At 58.4% G+C, this 20252-nt stretch carries 17 protein-coding genes; 8 read left to right on the top strand and 9 right to left on the bottom strand.

What is annotated here, in order from left to right:
* Both SM765_RS11440 and SM765_RS11435 read left to right on the top strand, forming a co-directional pair.
* A complete protein-coding gene (locus SM765_RS11440) occupies positions 1-1665 on the top strand; it encodes a ShlB/FhaC/HecB family hemolysin secretion/activation protein (protein WP_274839003.1) in 1665 nt (554 codons plus the stop codon).
* A gap of 497 nt (positions 1666-2162) precedes the next feature.
* Entirely contained in the window at positions 2163-2552 is a 390-nt protein-coding gene (locus SM765_RS11435; RefSeq protein ID WP_274837861.1) for a VOC family protein, read from the top strand.
* 312 nt (positions 2553-2864) lie between these two features.
* On the opposite strand, the gene SM765_RS11430 is transcribed toward SM765_RS11435, so the two are convergent.
* Positions 2865-3860: a LysR family transcriptional regulator gene (locus SM765_RS11430; RefSeq protein WP_274841229.1), complete on the bottom strand. Its 996-nt coding sequence runs from the start codon at positions 3858-3860 to the stop codon at positions 2865-2867.
* A gap of 44 nt (positions 3861-3904) precedes the next feature.
* Here SM765_RS11430 and SM765_RS11425 point away from each other — a divergent pair, with 44 nt between their 5' ends.
* The 6 genes from SM765_RS11425 to SM765_RS11400 all read left to right on the top strand — a co-directional run bounded on the left by SM765_RS11425 (position 3905) and on the right by SM765_RS11400 (position 11578).
* Positions 3905-4879, top strand: coding sequence for a Bug family tripartite tricarboxylate transporter substrate binding protein (locus SM765_RS11425; RefSeq protein WP_274835140.1), 975 nt, complete (start codon positions 3905-3907; stop codon positions 4877-4879).
* Between the two features lie 89 nt (positions 4880-4968).
* Positions 4969-5466, top strand: coding sequence for a tripartite tricarboxylate transporter TctB family protein (locus SM765_RS11420; protein ID WP_274837844.1), 498 nt, complete (start codon positions 4969-4971; stop codon positions 5464-5466).
* Positions 5467-5479: 13 nt separating this feature from the next.
* Positions 5480-6970 carry a tripartite tricarboxylate transporter permease gene (locus tag SM765_RS11415; RefSeq protein WP_368981506.1) on the top strand — a complete coding sequence of 497 codons (1491 nt, stop codon included), beginning with the start codon at positions 5480-5482 and terminating at the stop codon, positions 6968-6970.
* A complete protein-coding gene (argE, locus tag SM765_RS11410; RefSeq protein WP_274837842.1) occupies positions 6967-8160 on the top strand; it encodes an acetylornithine deacetylase in 1194 nt (397 codons plus the stop codon). The genes SM765_RS11415 and argE overlap by 4 nt, the downstream gene beginning before the upstream one ends.
* A gap of 869 nt (positions 8161-9029) precedes the next feature.
* Positions 9030-9860, top strand: coding sequence for a glycosyl hydrolase (locus SM765_RS11405; RefSeq protein WP_274832832.1), 831 nt, complete (start codon positions 9030-9032; stop codon positions 9858-9860).
* Between the two features lie 128 nt (positions 9861-9988).
* A complete protein-coding gene (locus SM765_RS11400) occupies positions 9989-11578 on the top strand; it encodes a tetratricopeptide repeat protein (RefSeq protein ID WP_274837841.1) in 1590 nt (529 codons plus the stop codon).
* Between the two features lie 212 nt (positions 11579-11790).
* Here SM765_RS11400 and SM765_RS11395 read toward each other — a convergent pair whose 3' ends face one another.
* From SM765_RS11395 to SM765_RS11360, 8 genes are all read right to left on the bottom strand, one after another.
* Positions 11791-12075, bottom strand: coding sequence for a hypothetical protein (locus SM765_RS11395; protein ID WP_133245386.1), 285 nt, complete (start codon positions 12073-12075; stop codon positions 11791-11793).
* A gap of 117 nt (positions 12076-12192) precedes the next feature.
* Entirely contained in the window at positions 12193-13116 is a 924-nt protein-coding gene (locus SM765_RS11390) for a glycoside hydrolase family 26 protein (protein WP_274837840.1), read from the bottom strand.
* 46 nt (positions 13117-13162) lie between these two features.
* Positions 13163-14983: a glycosyltransferase family 2 protein gene (locus tag SM765_RS11385; RefSeq protein ID WP_274837839.1), complete on the bottom strand. Its 1821-nt coding sequence runs from the start codon at positions 14981-14983 to the stop codon at positions 13163-13165.
* Complete coding sequence (galE, locus tag SM765_RS11380; protein WP_274837838.1) at positions 14970-15965, bottom strand: UDP-glucose 4-epimerase GalE; 996 nt, start codon at positions 15963-15965, stop codon at positions 14970-14972. The genes SM765_RS11385 and galE overlap by 14 nt, the downstream gene beginning before the upstream one ends.
* Positions 15962-16954: a UDP-glucuronic acid decarboxylase family protein gene (locus SM765_RS11375; protein WP_274837860.1), complete on the bottom strand. Its 993-nt coding sequence runs from the start codon at positions 16952-16954 to the stop codon at positions 15962-15964. Before SM765_RS11375 ends, galE begins: the two co-directional genes overlap by 4 nt.
* 790 nt (positions 16955-17744) lie before the next feature.
* Positions 17745-18476 carry a proteasome-type protease gene (locus tag SM765_RS11370; RefSeq protein ID WP_065272802.1) on the bottom strand — a complete coding sequence of 244 codons (732 nt, stop codon included), beginning with the start codon at positions 18474-18476 and terminating at the stop codon, positions 17745-17747.
* A gap of 36 nt (positions 18477-18512) precedes the next feature.
* Positions 18513-19310 carry a transglutaminase family protein gene (locus SM765_RS11365; protein ID WP_274837837.1) on the bottom strand — a complete coding sequence of 266 codons (798 nt, stop codon included), beginning with the start codon at positions 19308-19310 and terminating at the stop codon, positions 18513-18515.
* On the bottom strand, positions 19311-20252 hold the full coding sequence (locus SM765_RS11360; protein WP_065272804.1) for an alpha-E domain-containing protein: 942 nt from the start codon (positions 20250-20252) through the stop codon (positions 19311-19313).

The raw sequence follows: 20252 nt of genomic DNA, 5'->3' as shown, positions 1-20252 counted from the left end.
ATGAAAATGACCAAGACCCCGGGCCTTTTGGCCCTCCTTTACGGTGCGCTGCTAGCCCTTGTGCCCGCGCCGCCCGTCACGGCGCAGCAAGGCCCCGCAGCGCAGCTTGCGGCCTTATCAGGCGAAGAGGCCCTGTTGCCCCGACTCAACGGCCTGGCCCTGGTGGCCCGTGCGCCGGGCACCACCGCCAGCCGCCAGACCGGGGTGCAGATCTCTCAGCGGCTCGAGGCGCCCGAAGAGGCGCAGCTGGCGGCCCGGCTGCAACAGGCCCTTGGCAAACCCGCCTCACTGGAAAGCCTCCACCGGCTGGTGGCCTATGTGCGGCTGCACTTCCGCGAAGCGGGCTACCCCTTCACATTGGTGACCCTGCCCGAGCAGGACATCACCCATGGCACCGTGGCGATCCTGGTGCAGCCCTCGCTTCTGGCGCAGGCCCCGACCGTCGATGGTGCGGAGTATTTCGAGGCCGTAAGCTACCGCCGCGCGATCCGCGTGCAGCCCGGCCAGACCATAAACGCCGAGACGCTGGAAGCTGATGTCGCCCTGCTGAACGCCAATCCCTATCGTGATGTGAAACTCGTCTCGGCGCCTGGCCGTGAGCCCGCCACCACGGCGTTGACTTTGGTGACGCAAGAGCAACGACCCTATGACTTCACGCTTGGGTTCAGCACGGACGTTTTTGACGGTGAAGCGAGTACGAACCTGAATGGCAGCGCGGTTTTCGGGAATGTGCTGGGGAGAGGAGATGTCCTGCGGTACGATCTGGGTGCGGATCCGGACAACTCCACCTCCATCGCACATACCCTGACATTCAGCCATTTCCTGCGGGGCGGGCGAAGGCTTCAGGCATCGGCCTATTACACCAAGCCAAAAAACGAGTTTTCGGGGGTTTTCCGTCAGGTCCAGTCGACTGCGCGCTTTGGCCTGACCTATCACGCGCCAGGCCTTGGCACGAAAGCCGGAGAGCAGCAGGACTGGTATGTCGGTGTTGAGGTCTCCAGCGAGGAATACGAGCTGCAATTCGCGGGCATTCCAGTTTCGCGAACGGATGTGGACCTGGCCTATCTAAAGGCCGGTTGGAGCCGTGCGCGGAGGCTGGAGCGGGGGCAGCGCAGCTACGGGGTGGATCTGCTGCTCAGCCCTGGTGATTTTAGTGGCGGAAATTCCGACGCCCGGTTCAATGCCGCAAGGTCAGGGGCCACAGCTGACTATGCCATCCTGCGGCCGCGGTTCTCGCAGTCAATGGCGCTTCCGGTGGGTGGGACATGGTCGATTGCGGCGCGTGGACAGATCGCGACAGGCAAGCTGTTGCAGTCACAGCAATTTAACGCGGTGTCAGGCAACGCCGTTCGGTTTGGCGATGTTTCCGTCTACGGCGATCATGGTCTCGCGCTGCAAAACACCCTGAATGTTTCTGACTGGACCTTCGGCAACTGGCGCTTCACTCCGCAGCTGATGGGGGATGTCGCCGCAGTCCGCTGGACCGGAAACAGCACCGGCGCATTGCGGAATACGCGACTGGCGGTTGGCCTTGGCGCAGGGATCAACGCCGATATTTCGGGGCGTGCAACTCTGTCGTTGAATGCAGGGAGATTGTGGTGGCAAACCACCAAAGAATCGCGCAGCGCGTTTGCCCTATCGTTCAGTTTGAGTGTCGGGCTTTGAGCGCGGGAAAGCGCCGGAAAAAGGGGGGGAGGCGTGTTTTTTCCGCATCTCCCAGTTGTCGACAAGACTAGCCCCAAGAACGGCGCATTTTAGCGGGCCACCTGTACCCCACAGCCTGTGTGTCAGGTACGTTTCTGTCATCGGCGAAAAGGACGTTTCTGACCATCAGATTGGAAACCGAACCCGACACAAGTGCGGCGGATACGTGCTTTGCGGAACTTAGACCCGGTGGCCAGCGGATTCCTGAAAAGAGTGTAGTATCCTAAAGGGCGGCAAACCCGGGGATGTGCCGGGGTTTGTGGCTCATTCTGGACATTTTTCTCTTCGGCTCAAGCTGCGATATAGCGTCGGCGAAGCGGACATAGCCGTGAGAACGAATGAATACGTAGATCAGATGGCCGCTGTGCGGACTGAGCGGACATTGCGCCTTCACCTCAACCTTACTTGAGACATTAAGTTGGATGCAAAAGCGATTCTGGATAGTCGGAGTGGTCGACATGGACTTAAATCAAGTATTGATCGAAGTGCAAGATTTTCCGGAGAGTATCGAGTTTTACACCAAATTTGGACTCCGTCTGATCGTTTCCGAAAGAGGCGAATACGCTCGTTTCGAAATGCCATCAGGTTCGGCAACCTTTTCGATCTACCAATCAGGTCAAATAGCTGTGGGAAACACCGTCATTTACTTTGAGGTCGATGATGTGGATCAGAAGTTCACTGAATTGCGTGAACGCGGTATCGCCTTCAAAGGCGAACCCAAAGACCAAACGTTCAGATGGAGAACGGCCCATCTAAATGATCCCAGTGGGAATAAGCTGTGTCTGTTTCATGCTGGAAATGAGCGTCGTTTCCCTCCCTGGAGGCTTTCTGAGAAGCCTGTTTCTTGAACATGCCTGTGGTAGATGTGGGCTCGAAGCGGACCTGCGCCGACGCAGAGGAGGGCTCGACGCTCCAGACACGAGACATTGACCCCCTGCGGCCCAAACCGGCCGTTCGATCCTCTCGCAACCGCAGAGAATGTCCACTTGCCACCCGGAAATGCATGGGCTGACACTGCTTGTGTGGTCACGAGGCACGGGGCCGCTTTGGGCTGAGAAAGTCTAGCATATCCAGTTTCATATTGGCGCTGAACGCCAATATGGGAGCCATCGGGTGTGGTAGCTAGATCCCGTTGTCGGGGGCAGATGCCACGCTTACGCTCAAAGCACCAAGCCTTGGCTACGCAGGCGTGCGATTTCGGTGGCGATCACGTCAGAAAACGCCTGGCCCACCGCACTGAGCGGGCGGTCGCGGGGGGTGAATTGGGCGATGTCCCAAGCGATGGAGGGCAGAAGCGGGCGGTCCACCACCTGGGCCGGATCCAACAGGCGGCAGGCCACGGGATCAACGATGGCGAGTCCCAGTCCCATTTCCACGAGTTTGACCACACCGCGCAGGTTGCGCATCTCGGCGGTAATGTTCCGCTGCACGTCGATGGTCTGCATGAGGTAATCGACCCGGGTGCGCAGTGGGCTGCCCGGGGCCAGATCGACAAAGCTCTCGCGCCGCAGGCGGGGCAGGGGGATTTCACCCGGCTGGTTCAAAGGGTGATCCACCGGCAGGATGCAACGCGCTTCGCAGCGGGCCAAGGTGCGGGCCGTGGCGCCAAAAGATTCGGCCTCCAGGGTGATCCCCAGCGCCAGATCGCAACTGCGTTCCGCGATCATGCGCATCATTTCCTCCATTCCGACATCGACTAGGCGGATGCTGACACCGGGGTGACTGCGGCGGAATACGGCGATGGCATCCAGCAGAAACGTATCGCAGAATACTGGTTGGGCGGCGATCACCAGATGGCCGAGTTGCTTATTCGCGATAGCGGCTGCTTCCTCTTCAATGTCGCGCATGGCGGCGAGGGCACGCTGCACCGTCATGTGATATTGAAAGGCCTCGGGTGTTGGGGCCAAGCGGTTGCGTTTCCTGAGAAAAAGAGGAAAGCCCACGTGCTCTTCAAGAGCGCTAAGCAGGCGGCTGACGGCTGGCTGACCCAGCCCCAAGAATTCACCGGCAGTCTGCACGCTGCCGAGACGCATGAAAGCATCAAAAGCCTCGATTTCTCGCACTTTGATCATCTTGTTGCTCCTCTCAGTATGCAGTTTTTGCATACTAGAGGTGATCCTTGTCAATATTTGAATACTGTGGAACAGGATCCCCATCGTAAACTCCGGTCGGGCTCCCGGCCGCTTTGTGGGAGGATACCATGAAAAAATTCATCTCAGGCTTTGCTCTGGCTGTCTCGATGGTCGCTGGCGCTGCCATGGCAGCTGACTATCCCGAAAAGGCCGTAACGCTGGTGGTTCCCTATGGCCCCGGCGGTGCCTCCGATCTGGCAGGCCGTGCCCTTTCCGAAAGTGCAAAGCCCTATCTGGGACAGCCGGTGACCGTGGTGAACAAGCCTGGCGCAGGCGGCATGAACGGCGCGCGGTTCGTTTCCGAAGCGGATGCGGACGGATACACGATGCTGCTGGCCCGCGTTGGTATGGCGCTGACCCCGGCCGTGAACCCGCAGGCTTCGGTCGATTGGGACGCGTACACCTTCGTGGGTAGCCTGGAAGCCACGCCGATGATCCTCGCGGTGAAGGGCGATGCCGCCTATGACAGCGCGGAAGATCTGGTTGCCGCGGTAAAAGAGTCCGAGGGCCGCATGGCCTATGCGGCCTCCGGCGCGACCGCAATCGATGGGTTCACCGTGCAATCGCTGCTGTCGGATGCCGGTCTGGATCCGCTGACTGCTGCGACCTTGGTGCCTTACAAGGGTGGCGGAGCACTGGCGACCGCACTGCTGGGTGGTCACGTGGACTTTCTGGCGATCTCGGCGGGTTCGCTGATGCCGCATATCGAGAGCGGAAGCATGAAGCCGCTGATGGTTTTTGCTCCCAAGCGTATGGACAAGCTGCCCGAGGTCCCGACTGCGGCCGAGCTGGGATACGAGCAGGCTGGTCAAGTCACCGGCTGGAGCGCGCTCTATGCACCCAAGGACCTGCCGGAAGACGTGATTGCCAAATGGCAGGACGTGCTGGGCCAAGTGGCTACAGATGAGACTTGGCTGACTCTGGCCGAACGCCGCGGGTCAATCTCGACCGTGGGCGCCGTGGACATGCCCGCCTATGCCAAGGCGCAGTACGAACTGTTCAACGGCCTGGCGAAAAAGTTCGGCTACCTGCCCGCCGAATAAGCCTCCAGCGCTTTCACTCACAAGACCGGAGCGGCCCCGTTCCCATTCGGGCGGGCGGGGCTGTTCCTCCTACAGCGAAAGATCGAGCGATGACCAAACCTCTCTTTCGCGGCCTTTTGATCGCAGCCTTTTTTGCCCTTGTGGCCGCCGTGCTGATCCCGGTCTATGTGCCGCGCCCTGCATTCATTCCCGGATTTGCCCCTCCGCCCGATATGTGGCCGCGTACGGTGGCACTTATCGGAACCGGTCTGGGCCTGCTGGCCATTGTACAGGCAGTTCTGGGACGCGGCCTGCCAAACGAGGAGTTGATCGAGACCGATGGTGCTCCTGTTGCCACCATGGTGCTTCGGGCGCTGGGCGCCGCTGCTGCCTTTGCGGGCTTTGTTCTGGTGGTGCCGCTGGCCGGATTTCCCATTGCGGCAATGGCTCTGACGGGACTGTGCATCCTGCTGACCGGTGAGCGCGGTCACGTCCTGTGGGCTCTGGCGATTTCCATTCTCGGACCGCTCCTCCTTCTGACATTTTTCCAGCAGGCGCTGGGCACGCAGTTTCCCAAAGGGATGCTGACGACGGCGATCGGGATCTGAAGGGACTGACACCATGATGAATGACATTCTGATCGCGCTGCAGGCGGTCGCCACGTTTGAAAACCTCCTGATCATGGTCGCAGGTATCTGGGGCGGTGTGATCATCGGCGCCATACCGGGCATGACTGGTACCATGGCGGTTACGCTGGCGTTGCCCTTTACCTTCTACATGGCGCCGGTCCCTTCGATCCTGCTGCTGGTGGCACTTTACAAGGGGTCGACTTATGGCGGCTCGGTTTCGGCTATCCTGATCAAGACGCCGGGCACCGCCTCGGCCGCCTGCACCGCGCTGGATGGATATCCGCTGGCGCAGCAGGGGAAGGCGGGTAAGGCGCTGAACATGGCGCTCTACTCGTCGGTTACCGGCGATTTCATTTCGAACCTGTCGCTGATTTTCCTTGCCGCGCCGCTGGCGATGCTTGCGCTGCACGTGGGCCCCCCGGAATACTTCATGCTGATGCTATTTGCCCTCACCACGGTTGCCGGGGTGTCGGGAAACTCGCTGCTGTTGGGATTGGTTTCAGCCGCCATGGGCCTGCTTCTGGCCACTGCGGGAGAGGATATGTACGGTTCCTTCCGCTTTGCCTTTACCGATGACATGCAGGCGGGACTGTCGGTGGCGCCTGTTCTGATCGGTCTGTTTGCCCTGCCCGAGCTGATCAAGATGATCGTCATGCGGGCGGCCCCCGATCAGGAGACCGCCAAGCTGGGTGATCAGAAGGTCAGTCGCGCGGAATTCCTCAGCTCGCTGAAGTCGATCCTGCGCGGCAGTTCCATTGGCGTGATCATGGGGGCGATCCCGGGCATCGGCCCTTCGGCTGCGGCATTCTTCTCTTATGGCGAAGCGCAGCGGAGTTCGAAAAACGGCAAGAACTTCGGTAAGGGAGAGCTGGAAGGCATTGCAGCCTCCGAAAGCGCCAACAACGGTGCCTGTGGGGCGACCATGATCCCGCTCCTGGCGCTGGGCGTGCCCGGTGATGTGATCACCGGCGTGATGCTCGGAGCCTTCATGATCCAGGGCCTGACCCCCGGGCCGCTGCTGTTCCAGACCAACATGCACGAGATCTACATGCTGTTCATCGGCATGCTGTTCTCCTCGGTGTTGCTGTTCGGGGCAGGCAAGCTGACGATGCGGATGTTCTCTTATGTTGCACATATTCCGCAGACCCTGCTGACGCCGGCGGTGCTTCTTTTGTGCCTGTTCGGGATCTATTCGATCTCTTCCAGCATGTTCGACGTTACGGTACTATTGGTGATGGGCTGCGTGGGCTTTGCCATGTTCCTGCTGAATATCCCGGCTGCTCCCTTCCTCATCGCCTTTATTCTGGGACCGATGATCGAAGAGAACCTGCGCCGTGCGCTGGCGCTTTCGCGCGGAGAGCCGGGCATTCTACTGTCCTCCCCGATCACTTGGGTGTTTGCCGCCCTGATTGTATTTGTGGTGGGCCTGACCGTGCGCCGCGAAATCCAGAAATCCAAAGAACGAAAGGCCCTGATCTCATGAGCCAGCCAGCGCGAGCCATCGCCCCAAGCCAACCACAACTGGAACAGGCCAAAGAGCACCTGCGGGCGCTGATCGGATTTGATACCGTGTCGAAAAACCCGAACCGGCCCCTGATCGAACATATGGCGGTCCATTTCCGGAAGTTGGGGGCGGAGATCACGCTTCTGCCGGACGAGAGCGGGCAGAAAGTGAACCTGGTGGCCCGGTTCGGCCCCGAAGACCAGCCGGGGGTTGTGCTGTCGGGGCATACCGATGTGGTTCCTGCCAATGAGGAGACCTGGCTCACGCCGCCCTTTTCCATGGATGAGCGTGATGGGCGCCTTTACGGTCGCGGCGCCTGCGATATGAAGGGTTTCGCGGCCTGTGTCATGGCCGCCGCGCCCACTTTTGCTGCAGCAGATCTGAAGTGTCCGCTGTACCTGTGCTTTTCCTATGACGAGGAAGTCGGTTGCCTTGGCGCGCCGGATATCGCCCGCCATCTGGCCGCGCTGCCGGTGCCGCCGGAGTTCGCCATCATTGGCGAACCCTCTGACATGAAGCTGGTCACTGGCCAGAAGGGCAAGATCGCCATGCGAGCCACTGTTACCGGCACCTCGGGGCATTCGTCCTTCTCCCCGCGCCATGTGAACGCGGTGGAATACGCCGGCAGGGTGTTGCAGCTGATTACCGAACGGGCCGCAGCGTACGAGACCGAGGGGCCGTTTGACGGAGAATTCACCGTGCCTCATGCGACCTTGCTGGCGACCATGATCTCGGGTGGAGTGGCCACCAACGTGACCCCGGATCATTGCAGCTTTACCTTCGAGTTGCGTTCGATCGGGGAGAATGACCCGGAGGGAGAGATGGCGGCGCTGATTGAAAGCGCCGGTGAAATCAACGCCGAAATGCGAGCGCGTGCGCCCGGGTGCGGCATCGCGTTCAGTCGCATCTTTGCCTATCCGGCGATGAACGATGCCCGCAACAGCGCCGGTTTTCGCGCGCTCGCGGATCTGATGCCCGAATATGGCGGTAAGGTATCTTACGGCTCCGAAGGCGGCGTGTTCGAACAGATCGGCGGTATCCCCTCTGTCATTGTGGGGCCCGGTTCGATCGAACAAGCGCACAAGCCCAATGAATTCGTCGAGATCAGCCAGATAGAGGATTGCCTGGAGTTCCTGGAGGAACTCACCGTGCGCCTGAGTGAAGCCTGAAACTGATTTGGTCCTTCAAAGTACAAGTAAACAGATGGGCCGGGGTAAATGCTCCGGTCTTTTGTCCTGTAATGTCGCAGTGCCCTGGCAGGATTGGGATGCATCACGAGGACTGTGGCGTCACACAGGAAGACTTTGTGACCGGCATAGGCTGCGATGAAGAGCGGGTCAAAAAGACCTTTTGGCTCTCAAGACAATGTAGCGAAGTCCACCGGGATACAATTTGACCAGGGATTCCAATTTTGAACAATCCGCTTCATTCACACCAAATGGGATCAAACATGGCAGGATGGTTGAGGTAGATGGCGACGGCAGCAGGCTCCCGCAACCAACCTTAATTGGATACTCATGCGTGTTCTCATCAAGCCCTTCCACGGAAGGGCTTTTTGCGTTTTAACCAAGTCGATGATTGCCGCCAGCGCGCCTTCAAGATGGGTCTACCTGACTGGCGGGATATCGGGGCGCCGAAAGAGGCGTCATATCCGAAGCCGGATAGGCGTTTGCCTCGCGGTGGTGCTGCTAACCTGTCACAGCAGCCAAGGAACCATGCGGTCCTGGTCTCGGGGAACTGGGCTAAGACCCTTTTCCGTGCGACAAGGTTTCACAGCAGCAATGAGGCAGATGAGATGGGCCAAAACGGGTCCAAGGGGTTGTGAAACGGGATCGAAATTCTCATCCCGGCAAGAAACCCTTCAGCATTCTCCTAAAAAAGTAAGTAAAAATAGGAATGTACGAGAGAAAACGAGCGTCACAGTTAACAATTTATACCCACTTCTTGCCCAAGAATGGCCGTTCTAACGCGTTAGACCGCCTGAACCCCAAGTCGCGTCAGGCGGCTTGAGTTGACAGCAACTTGGAGAGGCGGGTTCATGCTGCGCTATGTGTTTGCGACACTTATGGCCATGATGATTGTTGGATCAGCGCAGGCTGAGAAAGCAGGGGTCGGGGCCTGGGAAAATTCCAGCTATACCATGTTGAAATGGCTGGAAGATACGCCGGCGCTCGGGTGGTATTACAACTGGCGACCCGATCAGATGTATTCCAGCCGCCGCCACCGGCGCAGTGTGGAATTCGTGCCCATGATCCACAACGTGTCGGATGTGAACAAGCCAATACAATCAGATTTGCCTGTACGGCATCTGCTGGGGTTCAACGAACCGGACGGCGAACGCAGACTGTCCGTTGCACGCGCGGCCGCATTGTGGCCCAAGCTGGAACGGCGTGGTCTGCGCCTAGGCAGCCCGGCCACCACACAGGGCGGAACGCTGGGGAAAAACTCGTGGCAACGCCGCTTCATGAACCAAGTCGAGGCGCGCGGGCTGCGTGTCGATTTTATGGCGGTGCATTACTATTCCACCAACGGAAGCGTGAGGGAATTTCGCGACTGGCTGACAGCTGTTCACGCGGAATACAATCGCCCGATCTGGGTTACCGAATTTGCTTATGTTGACTGGCATCGACCCGGATCCGCGACCTATCGGAAAAATGCCAAATTCGTTGAAGATGCCATGCGCATGATGGAAGGCCTGCCATTCGTGGAAAGACATGCCTGGTTCGCCGCCAATCCCTACACTTGGAATGGCCACACTCCGCATCTGAACCTCGTCAACGACGATCTGACCCTGACCCCGACGGGGCAGGCATTTGACCGGACCCTCAGCCAGCTGGAAGCCCTACGCGTTTCCAGCCGGGAAAACTAGCGCACTATAATTTTGGTGTCGCCTGAGCATTCTGTATTTGGGTAGGATGCGGCCCGGTAATTCATTCAGCCTCATACCATTGCTAAGGCTATCGAGTTTGGATCGCCTCTGCGCCTCTGCGCAGGGCTTTGAAATTGAACCGTTTAGAAAAGCCAATAGAGCGGCGCGTGTCCCCCGCTACCATAGGACCATACATTTGCCGCATCTGGATTCATTTGACAAAGGCGGCCTCAAAGGCGTCTAATAAAAGGGTAAATAGTGAGGGAAGGGAAATGTCCGTAGGTCCTCCTCTATTGAAACGAATTGGCATCGGTCTTGTTGTAATTCTCAGCGCCACCGGGCCAGCCATTCACGCCCAAACAACTGAGTTTGACGCCTTGCAAGAGGCTGCCGCAGACCCGGGCGCCGTTGACGCTCAACTCCAGCTTGGTGAAATCCTCCTTTATGGCAACAGGGGACTGCCCCAGGACAAGGATCGGGGGATGGCGCTGATTTCGCAGGCAGCGGCGGCCGATCACACGGCAGCGCAAGCGGTGTTGGGCAAAGTCCTGCTCGATGGCTTTTATGTCGAGGCGGACCCTGAAAGGGGAGTGCGCCTGCTGCGCACGGCCGCTGACAAGGGCAATCTGCTCGCAGAAGAAACGCTGGGGCAGGCGCTTTTGTGGGGCGTGGGAACACCTGCTGACCCGGGCAAGGCGCGCGACTATCTGAGCTTGGCAGCGCAGAAGGGAAGCCCGGATGCAATGCGCACCCTGGGGGAACAACTCATCAGCGGCCGGATCATGGAGCAAGATCTGGCCACCGGTGTGCAGTTGCTGGAACGCGCCGTGGATATTGGCGATGCTGAGGCCAAGGTGGCTCTGGGCACTTTATTGTTCTTTGGTGGCGACCTCCCCAAAGACCGGCCCCGCGCGACCGCACTTTTCAAAGATGCGGCAATGGCGGGCAATGGCGAAGGCCTGCTCCACCTTGGCGCGGATATGATGTGGCGTCAGACAGACCGCAAGACCGCAAAGGCCCTGCTGATCCAAAGCGGGGAGCTGGGCACTGGCGCGGCCTGGGCGACCCTGGCTGAAGGGGCGATGTTTGGATACCTTGGGAAGGACCGGCGCGGGCAATTCGAAACCTTTGCCGAAAAGGCGCGTGCGGCAGGTGAACCCCGTATCGCCAAGCTGGAGGCGTTGCGACAGCTATACGGCATCAATATGCGCGCAAGCGGTCCAGATGCGATCGACATGCTTGAACAGGCGTCAGAGGATGGCAACCCCGAGGCGGCTAAATTCCTGATCCAGCTTGTCCGCGACGGTAACCGGCTCAATGTCAGAAAGTCACCAAAACAGGCTGCAAAATATCTGGAGCGCTATTCCCACCTTCTTGACGAGGCCGATCGGGAGCGGCTGGAGTTTACCCTGAAGTTGGCGGGCACGCGGCGGTCTGCCCTGTATGACGAATTTCTCGCAGAATTCAAAAGTCGACCAGACCTGAAGAGCACTGACTTTGGCATGGATATCTTTGCCAGCAACCCGAATTTCGCGATTTTCGTCCTGCAATCCAGGTTCAAACAACAAGGCAAGGCTGTTGGCCCCCTAGACGGGTATGCAGGGCCACGCACCCTGAAAGCTTTGTGGAATGCCTGCCGGACCTTGCCGGATACGGAGCCCTGTCAGGATACCGTGATGCAGCCCAGGGTCATCGGAGCGCTGCTGGCTCAACGATAATGTGCAGGGGCCGGCATCCGGACTGACAGATGCTTGATTGACAGAAAAGGGGGCCAGATCCACCGGGGGCAGCCTGGCCGGGTTGTGCACCGTATGTGGCGCGCGCCGCAGACCTCCCGTGTCGGCGGCAGACTTGCTCCGCAAAAGCGGAGAGGTCATCTTTTCAAAAGATGTTGGTCTAGATCCGGCCGGGGATCGCGGCGATCACGGCTTTAGCCGCGATAGCAACGCGACTTCTGACCAAACCCTGCCGGAGAACAAATCCACGTGGCCCCGCCGCGCGTACTCATCCAAGAGGCCCGCCGCGCCGCCTGACGTGCACGTGCTTCGCGTTTGCTCACCTTCTTGCCATTGGCCATCCAGTTGAAAGCATAAACATTCTCAACGCTTTGCTGTTCTGCCTCGGCGGCTGCAGTCATTGGGATCGCAGTGATTGCCACAATAAACCCAACACTGAGCGTCGCAGACACCCAATCGGTCGCTGTCTTCATAAACATTGCTCGCTGCCCCTAGCTTGCTCCGGTGGTTTCCCCACCATTGATGCGCTAAATTAAGGCATGCTTATGGTTAAGCAATGGTTGATTTGTGGCTGCTTTATGAGTGGCGAGTTTTTGCTAGTTGCCAACCTCCTGATCGTCGCCGATCACTCGGTTTTCCAGGCGCCAATCCGGCAAGCCATATCCATCTGGCCAAGGGTAGACCTCTTTCTGGTTGAAGTAGACCACACCGGACAACAGCGGTTTGTCGGGCTGTGGTTGCCGAACTTCCCCTTCCCATTGCGCCACGTAGGCGGCGCTGCCGACAAAGCCAAGCTCTGCAACGATGACCGGCTTGCCGAAAACTTCTACACGAGCATAGGTTTCGTCCAGCCACTGTTGGTACTTGCGCGCGCCGCCGAGAATATCGATCTCCCATTGCTCGAGACCGAAAATCGACAGGCCTACAATATCAACGTAGTCGTCACCGGGGTAATAATCCTCCAGCCCGTCATCCCCAGCAGGCGACCAGACAACAGTGATGTCGGGGGCCTGATCACGGCAGATGTCAATCATTCGCTTGTACGAGGTGATATAGTCTTCCGGATCCCAATCTGACCAAATGAATTGGCCTTCGTTGCGCTCCATTTCATGCGCCCACCGCACAGAGATCGGGCTTTGCAGGTCCTTGAGCACCTGGCAGATGCCGCGCATATTGGCGTCATAATAGCCATTCAGGATGCCATTGCGCAGAAAATCCGGTGTGTTGCGTTCGTCCACGGTCCAGGTCCAGGGTTCGATCGTGACCATCAGGGCGCGCCCGCGTTCCAGCGCATATTCATCGGCATCCAGAAGGGAGATCAGCGACACGTCCTCCCAGGGCAGGAAGACATGCTCAATCACCGCATCGGGTTCGTCGCTATAATCGCCCTCAGGGTCAAATGCGCCATAGGGCATGTTGCCGGGCGGAAGAGGCGCAGCGGACAGGATGAGGGGAGATCCCGCGATTGCAATCGCAGCAAGTATGCGCCTCGCGCGAGAGACTGGTTTGAAACGTTTCATAGACCCGGTCCTCCTATACTGTGGTCACCGCACTGGGTTTCTTCGGTCACCACGCTGGGGTGCGTTCATCACCCCAGTCAAAATTAAACCTATATCCAAACGGATCTCGATGTGCGCTGCCAGCCCCTGCGACGTTGACCTGCACGTCGACGATTTGCACCGTTTCAAGGCCAATCGACAGGGCATAGGCGCTTTCTGCTGCGCGGATCGTAAAGGCGCTGAACAGCAATGTCGCTGTGGTCGCCACAACCCCCGTCTGCACTACAACATCCCGCCACTGTAATCTGACGGGCCATCCGTTCTCGTGAAAATGTCTCAACACCGTCACGGTCAGTGTGGCGGTATAAAGGCTCCCGGAAAACAACGTCAGGAGATAAAAACCCTGCGCCTGTTCCAGATGTTCCGCCAGCAATACTGGCAGGATACACCCTAGAGCCAGAATCGCATAGACCGCCCAGACCTTGACCGGCAAACGGGTTGGCCCGGTGTCACCCTTGGGGGTGATCCGGAAATCGACGAAGCGCCCTGTCAGACTGTCTCGTAGGGCTGAAATGCAGCCCCACAACACCCAGGGCCATTGCAGCATCAGGAACAAGGTCCGTTCCCAGCTGATAAGGGGGGCATCCACGGGGCGGAAAACCTTCAGCCGCCGCAGGGCGCTTGCCAGCAGCAGCAAGGCGGCGATCTGTGGCACCGCGTGGAGCAGATACTGAGGAAAGGTGATTTCCGCGTAACGGACATCGAACACAACCGCGAGAATGGGTAGCAGGTACATTAGCAAGAAAGTCACGCCGAAGATGGGATAGAGCATCTGGCAGAAAAGGAACTGCCATTTCAGTCGCAGTGGCAGTTGTCGCAGATAGTGCGGCGTATGCACCAGCAACAGGGTCACCAGGCTGCGGGACCACTGGAACTCTTGGGTCGCAAGATCGGCCACCGTTGCCGGGCCGTCGCCGATGGCAATCGCATCCAGCGCATGCACCCCCCGCCAGCCTGCCGCATTGATCAGCATTGTTGTGGAATGATCCTCGGCCAGCTCAGGCCCCAATCCGCCAGCCTCCTGCAAGGCACGGGTCCGCACGGCGTAGTGGGATCCGATACACATCGGTGCAAACCCGGCAGTATAGCCCGCTTGCAGAACTCCGTGAAACGCTCCTTCGGTGTGGAGACGCGTGCGCGCCGCCCAGTTCCGGGAGGCGTTCGAGGCACAGATGGATGGGGCGCTGACATAGCCCACATCCGCATCCGCAAAGGGGCGCAACATTTCGCGCAGGTAGCCCGGTTGCGGCACGTGGTCGGAGTCCAGTTGGCTTACGATATCGTATTCCGCGTAGCCCCAGTGATCGTAGAAATAGGCAAGATTGCCTTCCTTGCAGCGTGTGCGTCTTGGCCAGGTTGCCTGATGATACTCTTCCACTCCTTTGCGGCTGGAAATCTTCACGCCGTGACGGGCGCACCAATCTATGGTGTCGGCGCTGGGGTCTTCATCCGCGAGCCAGGTGTCATGCGGATAATCCTGCGCCAGCATCGCCTCAAGCGTGGCCTGCACAACCGCGAACGGTTCTGAGGGCGTCTTGGTCACGATCATGGCCACGCGGAATTGCCCAGGCTCTGGATCGGGCGCGCAGGAGCGAACTGCGCGCAACGCGAAATAGACGAAATAGCATTGCAGGAAGCTCAGCCAGCCCAGCAGCCCGGTCACAAGGGCAAACCGCCAGGGTGATGCGATGTGCTCAGGCGAGAACCACCATGTCCAGAACCACAGGGTCGCGCCCGCCCATATCCCCAGCAGGGCCCAGAACAGGACCCGATTGCGTCCCACGATTATACGGGACAGGTTGCGATATCGGGGGTCACGCTGCGACATTGCATTTCAGCCCGAACCACGGGGCCGCATCTTCAATGATCTGGTCCAGCGAAGACAGCTCGGCACGGAACCCCAGCACCTCGGCGGCGCGGGAAGGGTCTGCAGTCAACGACGGCGGATCACCGGCGCGACGAGGTTCGATCCGGATGGGCAACTTCCGGCCGGTCTTGGCCTCGATGGCGCGCACGATTTCAAGGATCGAATGCCCCCTGCCGCTGCCGAGGTTCAGCTTGATCGATGGCTTTCCCTGCATCAGGTGCTGCAGGGCCAGAACATGCGCCCTGGCCAGATCCGCTACGTGAATATAGTCGCGAATGCAGGTCCCATCCGGTGTCGGATAGTCATCGCCAAAGATCGAAAGGACCTCGCGTCGCCCCGACGCTGCCATCAGCGCAAGGGGGACAAGGTGGGTTTCGGGATCATGTCGCTCGCCCAGCTCGCCTCCGGGATCTGCCCCCGCCGCATTGAAGTAGCGCAAGCAGGCAAATGTCAGATCCGTCACATGGGCGAGATCTTCCAGCATCTGCTCGCCAATCAGCTTGGTCCGGCCATATGGGTTGATCGGCCGTTGCGGCGTTGTCTCGACGATCGGCAATGTCTCCGGCACACCGTAGGTGGCACAGCTTGAGGAGAAGACGATCCGCTTGATGCCGGTCGCGCTTGCAGCCTTCAGCAAGGAGATCATGCCGCCGACGTTGTTGTCGTAATAGGCGTTCGGGTGCTGAACGCTCTCTCCGACATAGGCGGAGGCTGCAAAATGCAAAATCGCGGTGATCTTGTGCTTTGAGATCGCGGCCGCAACCGCATCCTGGTCGCGTATATCGCCCTTTACGAAGGGGCCAAAGCGAACGGCCTCTGCGTGCCCGGTGGATAGATTGTCAAAGACAACGGGAAGGTACCCTGCCATTTTCAAGGCCTTGCAGCTATGCGAGCCGATAAACCCGGCGCCGCCCGTAACAAGGATTGAGGAAGCTTGGGTCATTGTCCTGCTGGTGCCTCCGCTTCCTGATCTGCCGCCAATCGCTCACGGTACCACTCGATTGTGGATGCCAGCCCCTCGTCGAGGTTCACCTTTGGCGACCAGCCCAAGATCGTCTTGGCGCGGGTAATATTAGGTTTGCGTTGTCTGGGATCGTCCTGGGGCAGCGGTCGGAACGTGACACCTGCCCGCGACCGCACCATTTTGACGACCTTTTCGGCCAACTCCAGCATGGTGAATTCACCGGGGTTCCCCAGGTTCACGGGCATCTTCTCATCCGAAGCCATCAGACGGATCAACCCATCGACAAGATCGCTCACGTAGCAGAAAGAGCGGGTTTGCAAGCCGGTGCCATAGACGGTCAGATCCTCGCCTTTCAGAGCCTGCACGATGAAGTTTGACACAACCCGCCCGTCTTCGGGGTCCATGTTGGGACCATAGGTGTTGAAGATCCGTGCAATCCGCGTTTCAACCCCATTGTGTGCGCCATATTCCCAGAACAATGTTTCCGCCACGCGCTTGCCTTCGTCATAGCAGGCGCGGGGGCCGCAGGTGTTGACGCTGCCGCGGTAGCTTTCATCCTGCAGAGAAATTTCCGGATCGCCATAGACCTCCGAGGTGGAGGACTGCAGTATCCGCGCCTTCTTGCGGCGGGCCAGCTCAAGCAAATTGAGCGCACCCAGAAAACAGGTTTTGCAGGTATGGACCGGGCCTTCTTGATATCTGTCCGGTGAGGCTGCACAGGCCATGTTGTAAATTTCATCTACAGGCCCTGATATATCTAACGGGTCACAGATATCATGCTGGATGAGGCGGAAATGACGATGCTGCAAAAACGGTGCAATGTTGCATCTGTTTCCGGTTTGGAAATTATCGACGCAGATAATTTCGTGCCCTTCATCAATTAAACGTCTGCACAGGTTTGATCCTACAAAACCGGCCCCGCCGGCAATAAGGATAACTTTATGATTTCGTGTAACGACACGCGGCATGATACTGGTACGCAAATCCACTCCTCCCCAAGAAGTGTCAGAGAAAAAAGCAACAATCGGCATAAATGCGAAATGGAAGTGCGTGATATTTCCGACGGTTTGAACTTGCCAGTTCAGCTGTCTATACGACCTCCGGATAAGAAGCCTGCCATAGTCTAATAAAATTTTCAACAAAATAAGGAGATTGGTGCAGGCAGCCTCTGCTTCATACTGAATATGGTGTGGCTTTCCACTTTTTGCCAAATTTGTTCCCGTATGGGTGGTTTGAATCAACGCGTGGTGGTGTCATTTATTGCGAAATTTGCCGTAGGATTTAAGCAATTGACAGCTGCGGCAAAAAGGCCGCGTTAGCGATTCGATACTGCTTCAGATTAATTTCTTGGGTAAAGTCGAGTTTTCGCTTTTACCGTGATGTGGGCGCCGTATTTGTAATTTTGACACGCATCCTGCCGACGGTTGTGGCTCGCCGCTGGGGCAGGGCGCATAATCAATAGAAAAGCTTGCGACGAGTGCGGTTGCTGACAGAAGGGTCTTCGGGCCTTTGTCGTATCAGTGCGCGCGCGCCGCCGATCCTTGAGCCTCCCCAAAACAATCTTGATCGCTGTTTGGCAGTGCATTGCGCAGCAATGTCACGAAAGGGGGGCAGATGCGCGGTTTGTGGCCGCGCATGTTGTAATTCACGGGTGACGGGCCGCCTGAATCCTTGTGATCGGGAACAGGTTTTGGAGGTCATTCCGGAACCCTATGGATGGCGAATATGCACAGAATATGGGTTCAGGCGTTCGGGGCCTTAGATCTTGTAGGCAGGCAACCCGTCCAAGGCCTCTTTCAGCGCTTGTCCCCAGCCCGATGAAATCGCCTGATAGGCCGGATCGTCGATTTCAATCCGGGAAATACTTGTCTGATCAAAGCTGTCGTTGTCATACACATGCACATCAAACGGCGGTGCGACGGAGAGGTTTGATTTGACGGTTGAATCGAATGAAACCAGCAAAAGCTTCAGCGCGTCCTCTGTCGACATTTCCGGTCCGAAGGCCCGCACGAGGATGGGTTTGCCGTATTTGGTTTCACCAATCTGGAAAAATGGCGTGTCTTCGGAAATTTCGATGAAATTGCCTTCGGGGTAGACAAGGAACACCGTGGGCGCGCCGCCTTTGATCTGGCCGCCGACGATAACAGAGGCGCTGAAGGCATCCGACGATTGCTGCCCCTCAGGGGTGCTGTAGGAAATCACCTCGCGTAGGGTCGAGCCGACCAGACGGGCCACCTGGAACATGGTGGGCTGGTTCAGAATTCCGGGATCACGGTCATCGGCGGCTTCGGTACGTTCGCGCAGCAGGCTGATCAGGGCCTGTGTTGTTGCAAGGTTACCCGCCGTCATGATCGTTATGCTGCGCTCCCCTGGGACGCCGAACGTGAACATCTTGCGCGTGGAGGCAAAGTTATCGACACCCGCATTGGTGCGCGTATCCGACATGAAAATAAGGCTATGGTTCAGCCGCATCGCCACGCAGTAAGTCATAGGGGGTCACCAACAGATCAAGATCGCGAAACTTTCTTACTGCTGCACCTGTAAAGATACAATGAGTGACTCCTCACCGTGCCCTATCCGCAGGCCTGAGATCGGCGCAGCATCATGGGCGTCGCGTCCAATGGCAAGCCGCACATAGCGCTCGTCCGGTGAGATCTGGTTAGAGACGTCGAAGCCGACCCATCCCAGCCCCGTGATATGGGCTTCAGCCCAGGCGTGGCTGGCATCCTGATCGATCCGGTCGTCCATGACCAGATACCCGCTGACGTAGCGCGCCGGAAACCCCAGCAGGCGAGCCGCGGAAATGAAGATATTGGCGTGATCCTGGCAGACCCCGCTGCCCTGACCCGCAGCCTCTTCCGCCTTGGTTTCGGTATGGGTTTCATTGAGCGTATAGGGCACGGCGCCAAGGACGGCCGCGGACAGCAGGTGCATCTTTTCCAGCTCGCTCCCCTGGTCCGGCACGTTATCTGCGATGGCTTTGATCAGCGGGCCAGCCTTGGTCAAAGCGGTGGATTGCTTGAAATACCAAAGCGGGGCACGACCATAGACAGGGCCAAGCACCCCGGCTTTGTCCTCGGTGTCCACCTCGCCGCGGGCGGTTATCGTCAACCCGGTTGCCCCTTCGTCCGCGCAGATCAGGCTGACGCGGTTGCCGTGATGGTCACGATAGCTTGCCGCAACGCTGCCGTGCTCCACATCGATGTCCCAGTTCCTGACCTGTTGCAGGGGGCCGTCGACAGGTTGCAATCGAACCTGTTGCAGGGCGCCGGAGACGGGATGATCGTAGATGTAGGTGGTGTTATGGGCGATCTTGATGCGCATCTAACTGATGAACCTGTATTCTTGTTCGATCCTCGTACCGATGTCGGCGATATCGATGATCGATTGCGATATGAACTCGTGAAGCCCGTCTTCGAAGATGGATCCGATGTCGCGGTGCTGCAACCGTGCCTGCAAGGCACGCGCTGCCTTCAAGCTGCCACTTTCCTCGCCTCCGGTGGGGCAGAGGGCCGCAAGATTCGAGGTGATGTTGCAGGCACAGAACGCCAGTGACCGGGGGAAGCGTTCGTCGAGCAAAAGAAACTCTGCGATGCTGGCAGCGTTGAAATCATCGTCAAACGCGTGCCGAAAGGACCGGTGCGCCGAGACCGAGCGCAGGATCATTTCCCACTGCACATTATCGAGCCTGCTTCCGACGAAGGACGGCGATGGCAGAAGTGCGTGATACTTCACATTCACAATCCGCGCGGTGCTGTCCGCCCGTTCGATAAAGGTGCCAAGACGGCAGAAGTTATAGGGATCGTTACGCAGCATGGTGCCGTGCAAAGCCCCGCGCACAAGGGCAGATTGATGCCGGATCGCTTCAAGCGTCTGCGGCAGGTCCGCCTCGGACACAGGTGTTTTAAGAAGATCCGTCAGCACCATCCAGGTTTCGTTCACGGCAATCCAGACTTCGGTGGTCAATGCGGTGCGGACAAGTCGCGCATTGTCTCGCGCTGCCTTGATCACCGACAGGACCGAGCTTGGGTTGCTTGGCTCCCTCAGCAAATAATCGCTGACGTTCTGGCTGGTGTATTCGAGATGCCTTGCGTCAAAGCCCTGTTTTTGCGCTGCGGCAACAATGATCGACCGCCAGTCCGATGCTGGATCCGTGGAGCGCGTCAGGGCAATACGGAACCCCGCTTCGATCAGACGTGCGGTGTTTTCGGCCCGTTCAAGCCCGCGGAACATCCAGTACAGACCGCCTGCAGTTTTTCCCAGCAT

Origin of the sequence: Pseudophaeobacter sp. 1A09344 (assembly GCF_041008745.1) — a bacterium.
Lineage (GTDB): Bacteria > Pseudomonadota > Alphaproteobacteria > Rhodobacterales > Rhodobacteraceae > Phycobacter > Phycobacter gallaeciensis_A.
The sequence above is the reverse complement of the archived record's forward strand: the minus strand, read 5'-3'. Positions and strand labels throughout refer to the sequence as shown.